The organism is Dyadobacter frigoris (genome assembly GCF_005280585.1).
Taxonomy (GTDB): domain Bacteria; phylum Bacteroidota; class Bacteroidia; order Cytophagales; family Spirosomataceae; genus Dyadobacter; species Dyadobacter frigoris.
Genome location: NZ_SZVO01000005.1, coordinates 478049 through 485006 on the forward strand (window position 1 = coordinate 478049; position 6958 = coordinate 485006).

Annotated in this window: 6 protein-coding genes; 4 read left to right on the forward strand and 2 right to left on the reverse strand. The window is 37.7% G+C overall.

Annotated features, from left to right (window positions below; genetic code table 11):
- Window positions 1–11 precede the first annotated feature (11 nt).
- The gene (locus tag FDK13_RS13510; protein ID WP_137340514.1) at window positions 12–1052 is read right to left on the reverse strand and encodes a GNAT family N-acetyltransferase; all 1041 of its coding nucleotides are present in this window, start codon (window positions 1050–1052) and stop codon (window positions 12–14) included.
- A 275-nt stretch (window positions 1053–1327) separates the two neighbouring features.
- Between FDK13_RS13510 and FDK13_RS13515 the strand changes: the two genes are divergently transcribed.
- Complete coding sequence (locus tag FDK13_RS13515; protein WP_137340515.1) at window positions 1328–3067, forward strand: ABC transporter ATP-binding protein; 1740 nt, start codon at window positions 1328–1330, stop codon at window positions 3065–3067.
- Window positions 3064–4884: an ABC transporter ATP-binding protein gene (locus FDK13_RS13520; protein ID WP_137340516.1), complete on the forward strand. Its 1821-nt coding sequence runs from the start codon at window positions 3064–3066 to the stop codon at window positions 4882–4884. Before FDK13_RS13515 ends, FDK13_RS13520 begins: the two co-directional genes overlap by 4 nt.
- A gap of 5 nt (window positions 4885–4889) precedes the next feature.
- Here FDK13_RS13520 and bla read toward each other — a convergent pair whose 3' ends face one another.
- Complete coding sequence (gene bla / locus FDK13_RS13525; RefSeq protein ID WP_137340517.1) at window positions 4890–5627, reverse strand: subclass B1 metallo-beta-lactamase; 738 nt, start codon at window positions 5625–5627, stop codon at window positions 4890–4892.
- Window positions 5628–5905: 278 nt separating this feature from the next.
- Between bla and FDK13_RS13530 the strand changes: the two genes are divergently transcribed.
- Both FDK13_RS13530 and FDK13_RS13535 read left to right on the forward strand, forming a co-directional pair.
- Window positions 5906–6325: a hypothetical protein gene (locus FDK13_RS13530; protein ID WP_137340518.1), complete on the forward strand. Its 420-nt coding sequence runs from the start codon at window positions 5906–5908 to the stop codon at window positions 6323–6325.
- 217 nt (window positions 6326–6542) lie between these two features.
- A partial coding sequence (locus FDK13_RS13535; RefSeq protein WP_137340519.1) for an efflux RND transporter periplasmic adaptor subunit occupies window positions 6543–6958 on the forward strand: 416 nt, incomplete at its 3' end.

Consider the following 6958-nt stretch of genomic DNA (forward strand, 5'->3'; position numbering starts at 1 on the left):
GCACAACAAATCTACTTCTCCAAAATCTCTTTCAAATTCTTCAACCCATTGGCAAAATCACTACCCACCGATTTCTCCATGCCCATAAAAGGCAGCATCGCATTCATCGGATAAGGCATTTTTCCAGAAAATCCCCACTTCACTTTCGTCTGGTTTTCTCCCGCGCTTTCCGTGATCATGTAAGCATCGTTATTGGATTCGAAAGGTTTGATAAATCGCAATTCCGTATCAATACGCTCCCCTTCGCTGATTTTCTTAATTTCCTGTTCACCTTTCCCGACATCATCATTTCCCTCCCACATCGACGTAAAACCTATTGTTCCATCCGTGCCTTTATATGATTTTTTTATATGAGGATCCATCTTCATCCAGACACTCCAGTTATCCTGATTTCTCAACGATTTGAGATATTCAAAAACCTCCGCTTTCGGTTTGTTGATTACAATTTCTCTTTCAACTGCGTAATCTTTTGGCATAATAAAGGCTGCAATCAGGAAAATCCCGATTAACCCAAGAATAATGTAGAGCGCTTTTTTCATGATAGAGTTCGTTTTATGTGAATAACTGAATTTAAATTTTTCTTCATCAATATCTTCAATACTTTCAATGTTTTTCATTCCTGCTTTTTCCAATACTCTTATAGAAGCAGTATTATGTATATTCACAAATGCAATTACAGCTGTCGGATCAAACGTTTTTATGGAAAATCTAATCAGGGATTTCGCTATGGAAGTGGCTACGCCTTTCCCCCAGTATTCTTCCATAATCCGGTATCCAATTTCTACTTCTGTACCATAAGATTCCAGTTTTGCCGCACCTACCAAGGCACCGGTTTTAATATCCTCAACTAAATATCTTCCAAAATAATCATTGGTGCCATTTTCTCTCAGAATCTGCCCCAGCATCTTATCCGATTCCTCACGGCTCAACGCAGCACCGGTCACAAATTTCATTACTTTATCATTGTCACTAAGCCTGTAATATTTGTCGCTGTCTGCGCTGGTCATTTTTGTCAAAATGAAACGGGAAGTTTTAATTTGAAATACTTTCATATTTTAGAATTGCTTTACCAAATAGCTGGTAAGGCTTTAACTTCAAGCAATTATGCTCCGATTTAATTGTTCACGAATATACATTTTCTTAGGAAAAACATTAATAAAGAAACCGCTATTTATTTTAAAGTGACATTAATTAAACATTAAAAAATTCAGCGGCAGGATTTTTGTAGCAGCCTTAAAAAAATTAATATCTATTTTGCATAAAGGTGCTTTCAACCAGGTGCCAATGTCTTCTTTTCAATTTCCTGAATCCCGAAGTATTTGTACTAATGAAAAGATATCTTCCTTTTATAAAAAAATACCAGACTGCGATGATTCTGGGCCCTTTACTGGCCATCATCGACGTTTTCGGCGAAATCGTCCAGCCGATGCTAATGTCCAATATTGTGGACGTTGGAATTAAAAATCAGGATACATCTTACATTCTTAAAACCGGCGCATTGATGATCGGCTTATCGCTGGTAGCCATTATCGGCGGGATCGGCAATGTGTATTTTTCTTCAAAATCATCTGTCGGTTTTGCCAGTGAATTGCGGCAAGGTTTATTCAAAAAGATACAGGAATTTTCTTTTTCAAACATTGATACATTCAGTAGCGCGTCCTTGGTAACGAGATTAACAAATGACATAAATACTTTGCAGCAGGTGGTCATGATGTCTTTGCGGTTATTAATACGCGCTCCATTAATGCTGGTTTGTGCAGTAATTTTTGCTGTGCAAATTAACAGGGAACTGACAATTATTATAGCTGTTGCCATTCCGGTTTTAAGTCTTGCCATTTTTATTATCATGAAAAAAGGCATTCCGTATTTTACCAAAATGCAGAAAAAACTGGATCGCGTAAATGCAGCAATCCAGGAAAACCTGACCAATATACGCGTTGTCAAATCATTTGTCAGAAGCGATTTTGAAGAACAAAAATTTTCAGTAGCTAATAACGATCTGATGGAAATGTCCGTCAAAGCATCAACAATCGTGATTTTGATTATGCCCGTTATGATGCTGATTATGAATATTTCGATTGTCGCCGTTGTTTGGTTTGGTGGAAATAAAGTGATGACCAGCGATTTGCAGGTTGGACAGCTCATGTCCTTTATCAGCTACATAACCCAGATCCTGATCGCGCTGATGTTACTTTCCATGACGATCATGATGTTTTCCAGGGCAAGTGCTTCTTCCAAAAGAATCATTGAAGTACTCGATACAAAAATTGATATAAACGATACGCCATCCGCATTAAGCCAAAATCTGAAAATTCAGAAAGGGAAAGTTGAATTCCGGGATGTATGTTTTAAGTACAAAAGTGAAAGTGATTTGTTCGTTTTGAAAGATATTAAATTCACAGTCGTGCCGGGCGAATTAATTGCAATTATTGGTGCCACAGGTTCTGCAAAAACAAGTCTTGTTCAATTGATTCCAAGGTTATATGATGTTACCGAAGGCCAAATTTTAATTGATAATGTTGACGTCCGTGATTATTCCCTGAAACATTTGAGAGAAGCAACCGCGACAGTACTTCAAAAGAACGTTTTGTTTTCAGGAACGATAAAAAGTAATCTGAAATGGGGAAAACCGGATGCCAGCAATGACGAAATAATTTCAGCTGCAAAAGATGCTCAGGCACATGATTTCATCATGTCATTTCCACAGCAATACGAAACCGTTTTAGGACAAGGCGGCGTAAATCTTTCCGGCGGACAGCAGCAGAGATTATGTATCGCCAGAGCACTTTTAAAAAAGCCCATAATTCTTATTCTGGATGATAGTACAAGCGCTGTTGATACGGCTACCGAGGCAAAAATCAGAACTGCTTTGCAGGAAAATCATAATAACACAACCACCTTTATCATCGCCCAAAGAATCAGTTCAATAGAATCTGTTGACCGGATTATTATCCTGGACGACGGACGTATTATCGGCGTCGGAACGCATGAAGAACTAATGAAAACCAATGCGGTTTATCAGGAAATTTACCAGTCTCAACAGCAAAATGAAGCCATAGCCTCATGAGCGAAAACAACAAATCACAATCAACAGCAGCAGCTCCCAGCGGAATGCCGGGTTCCAGTTCCGGAAGACGTTTTGCCGTAGAAAAGCCAAAAAATATGAGTCTGACCGTGCGTAGGCTCTGGGGATATTTACAAAAAAATAAATTAGGACTTTTTACAGTCGTTTTATTTATATTGATCAATACGTTGGCTTCCTTAACGGGCTCCTATTTACTTCGTCCGCTGATCAACGATTACATTATTCCAAAGGATGTGGATGGCTTAATTCATATGCTCGGAATTATGCTCGTGATCTATATTGCCGGTGCGACAGCGGCTTATCTGCAAAGTCGTTTTATGATTATTATTTCTCAAAAAACGGTCAACGAAATGAGAAATGATCTTTTCAAAAAACTACAATCACTTCCCTTACAGTTTTTCGATACCAACAGTCATGGTGATTTAATGAGCCGGTTTACGAATGATGTGGATTTGATCAGTGAATCTCTGAACAACAGTCTCACCCAGATTTTCACGAGCATTATAACATTAACCGGCACATTTCTGCTCATGTTATACATCAGCCCATTATTGACTTTGGTGACACTGGTGATGGTTCCGCTTATGCTTTTCCTGGCTTCTCAGGTGATCAGGAGAAGTAAGAATTATTTCATTGCACAGCAAAAAGCAGTGGGGATAACGAATGGTTATATTGAAGAAATCATCACCGGAATCAAAGTCGTGAAGGTTTTTGGTTACGAGGAAAAAGCAGAAACAGATTTCGAAAAACTGAATTTTGATCTTCGCGATAAGGCGACGAAAGCACAAATGTTTTCGGGGATGATGATGCCGATTATGATCAATATGAGTACGATCAATTATGCATTAACGGCTACAATCGGTGGAATTCTGGCTGTAACACGAGGTTTGGATATTGGTGGTCTGGCTTCCTTTCTTCAATATTCGAGACAATTCGGAAGACCGATTAATGAATTATCCAGTCAGCTAAACAGTTTACAAGCTGCCTTGGCCGGTGCTGAACGTGTTTTTGAAATGATGGATCAATTGCCCGAACCTGCTGATGCTGAAAATGCAATAACACTTTCAAAAGTGGAAGGCCAAGTCCGCTTTGAAAACGTGACATTCAGTTACAGTGGGGATAAAGTTATTTTACATGACATAAATTTATCCGTAAAACCGGGTCACAAAATTGCATTTGTAGGCTCGACTGGGGCCGGAAAAACGACGATCATCAATTTACTTCCACGATTTTACGACATTCAATCAGGAAAAATAACGATCGACGGAACTGATATAAAAGATATTTCAAGAGAAAGTCTGCGAAAATCCCTTGCTATTGTTTTGCAGGATACACATTTGTTTACGGGTACTGTGATGGAAAATATTCGTTACGGAAGATTATCCGCAACGGATCAGGAAGTAATTCATGCTGCCGAACTTGCCAACGCGCACTCCTTCATAACCAGAATGCCTCAGGGTTATAATACTGTTTTGGATGGAGATGGAAGTAATTTAAGCCAGGGACAAAGACAATTATTAAACATTGCCCGCGCGACAGTCGCCGAAGCACCGATTTTAATTCTGGATGAAGCAACCAGCTCTATTGATACAAGAACTGAAAGGTTAATCGAACAAGGAATGGATACGCTAATGAAAGGCAAAACTACCTTTGTCATCGCTCACAGATTATCGACAGTCAGAAATGCAGATGAAATCATTGTTTTGGAATACGGAAGAATTATCGAACGTGGAAATCACAATGATCTGATATTGAAGAAGGGGAAATATTACCAGTTATATACCGGGCAGTTTTCCTGATAATATTATTTCGTTGGAGCAAACAGCTTTATTGTATAATCCAGTAAAGCCGTATTACCCGTTTTGCCGTGCCCTGGAATTACGATTTTTGTATCCGGATATTTTCCTCTTAGCTTCGTTACCGTTTCTGACCATGCATTTACATTAGCATCTTCAAGATTCCCTTTTGTTGCATCAATTTCCTTGATCAAACATCCGCCGAACATTACTTTGTCACTTGGGAAATATCCGATGATATTATCTTTTGTATGTCCCTCTCCATTAAATTCTGCAATAACTTTTTTACCCCCAACTTTCAATTCAAGTAAATTATCAAAGCCGTTTTGAGGGATTTGGTAGTTTTTTGCTTTGGCGAATTTAATTGTTTGATTTGCTGCATAGGATCGAATTCCCTGCTTATGAAATGCTGCCAGGCCGCCAAGACAATCTTCGTGAAAGTGTGTTGGAATAATAGCTACTATTTTACAATGCAAACTATCTCTAACCCAATTTATTAAAATTAAAGAGGTTGAATCATCAACTGGCGTATCAAAAACAACCGCTTCATTTTTGTTAAAAACGATCATTCCGTTACAAGGAACTTTTCCAAAAGTCTCAGATTGAAAATAGGTGATATGCTGATAAACGTTGTCTGTAACTTTCTGAATAATAATTTTATCAGAAGTAATACCTTTATCAGCTGCCACGGCAGATTTACATTCTGAAATAAAACAAAGACTGATGAAAAGAAATAGTTTTATCATAAAGATTTTTTGAGATTACATCGTTGTAAAACAATCCAATACTAATGTAAAAAAGCATAGTTTTCAAGCTGTAAAATTACCTGCTCAACTTCACTATTAGAAAAAAATTAAATTTCATTAACATGTATTAACAATCCAGAAAATTTGCTTTGCAGGCTTGAATTATTATATTTGAACTATTGGGTCACAGTATTGTATTTCCAATAATTTAATTCCAATCATTCTTGAATTCATTATAAAAATATGAATTTTTCAATGTTTTGATATTAATCGGCACCATGCTAAAAAGAACTTTTATATTGTTTTTTTGCATTGGGCAAATCCTTGCCTCAGCACTGTTTTTCGGACAGGCGGAGGCTTCATGCAGGACTAATTTCGGTATCAAACACTTATCTCCTTTCAATAATAAATATTACGTTGAGGAAGATGAATTAATTGAAATTGATGATTCAATTTGTCAACGTGAGACATTTCTAAGCGCAGATGAATTTGAATGGAAAGAAAACCTGTCGAGTCTTTTACGTCACAGAACTTCCAACTACCGGTTCATTTGCCTCGAATCCATCCTTTCAGAATACTTTTATTTTTCCGCAAAATCTGTATTTCAACATTACACCAGGCAAGTTATCGGCTCCACTGAGGGATTACTTACCTTGCCGGATTATTACAGCTTTCTTCATCGTCTTTGCCCGTTCTAGTCATTCTTTAAGGCTTCCTGCCTTACCAAATAAATTTAGCCGCAACATTTTATTATCGTATAATCTGACGTAAAACGCCAGCTTCTAAGCGCGTATTTACAGATTCAGCTTATACACTTTTCAAGTCCTGTAAAATTCACAGGCGATAAATTTGTGCGCTACATCCTATTCCTCAATCCATATAAAACATTAATTTTCAACCTCTTAAATACTCATCATGAAAAATTACAATTTGGCTGTTTTACTCGGCCTAGGCCTGTTTGCTGCCAGCTGTACTACGCAAAGCAAAGATACCGCAGAAAGCAAAGATTCAATTCCAACGATACCGGTTACAGAATTAAAAACACAGAAAACAGAATTTCACCGAAAATACGTAGGTGACATACAAGCTGTGAAAAACGTAGAAATTTACGCCCGTGTTAAAGGATATCTGGAAGAAGTGTATGTTGATGAAGGAAAAGAAGTAAAAAAAGGTCAAATACTTTTCCGGATTAACAGTGAAGAATATGCCGCAGAACTGGCTAAGGCAAATGCAAGTTTACAAAGTGCCATAGCCGATGCAAAAGGTGCAGAACTTGAAATGGGGCGGGTGAAAATGCTGGTAGAAAAAAATGTAGTTTCTAAAACAGAACT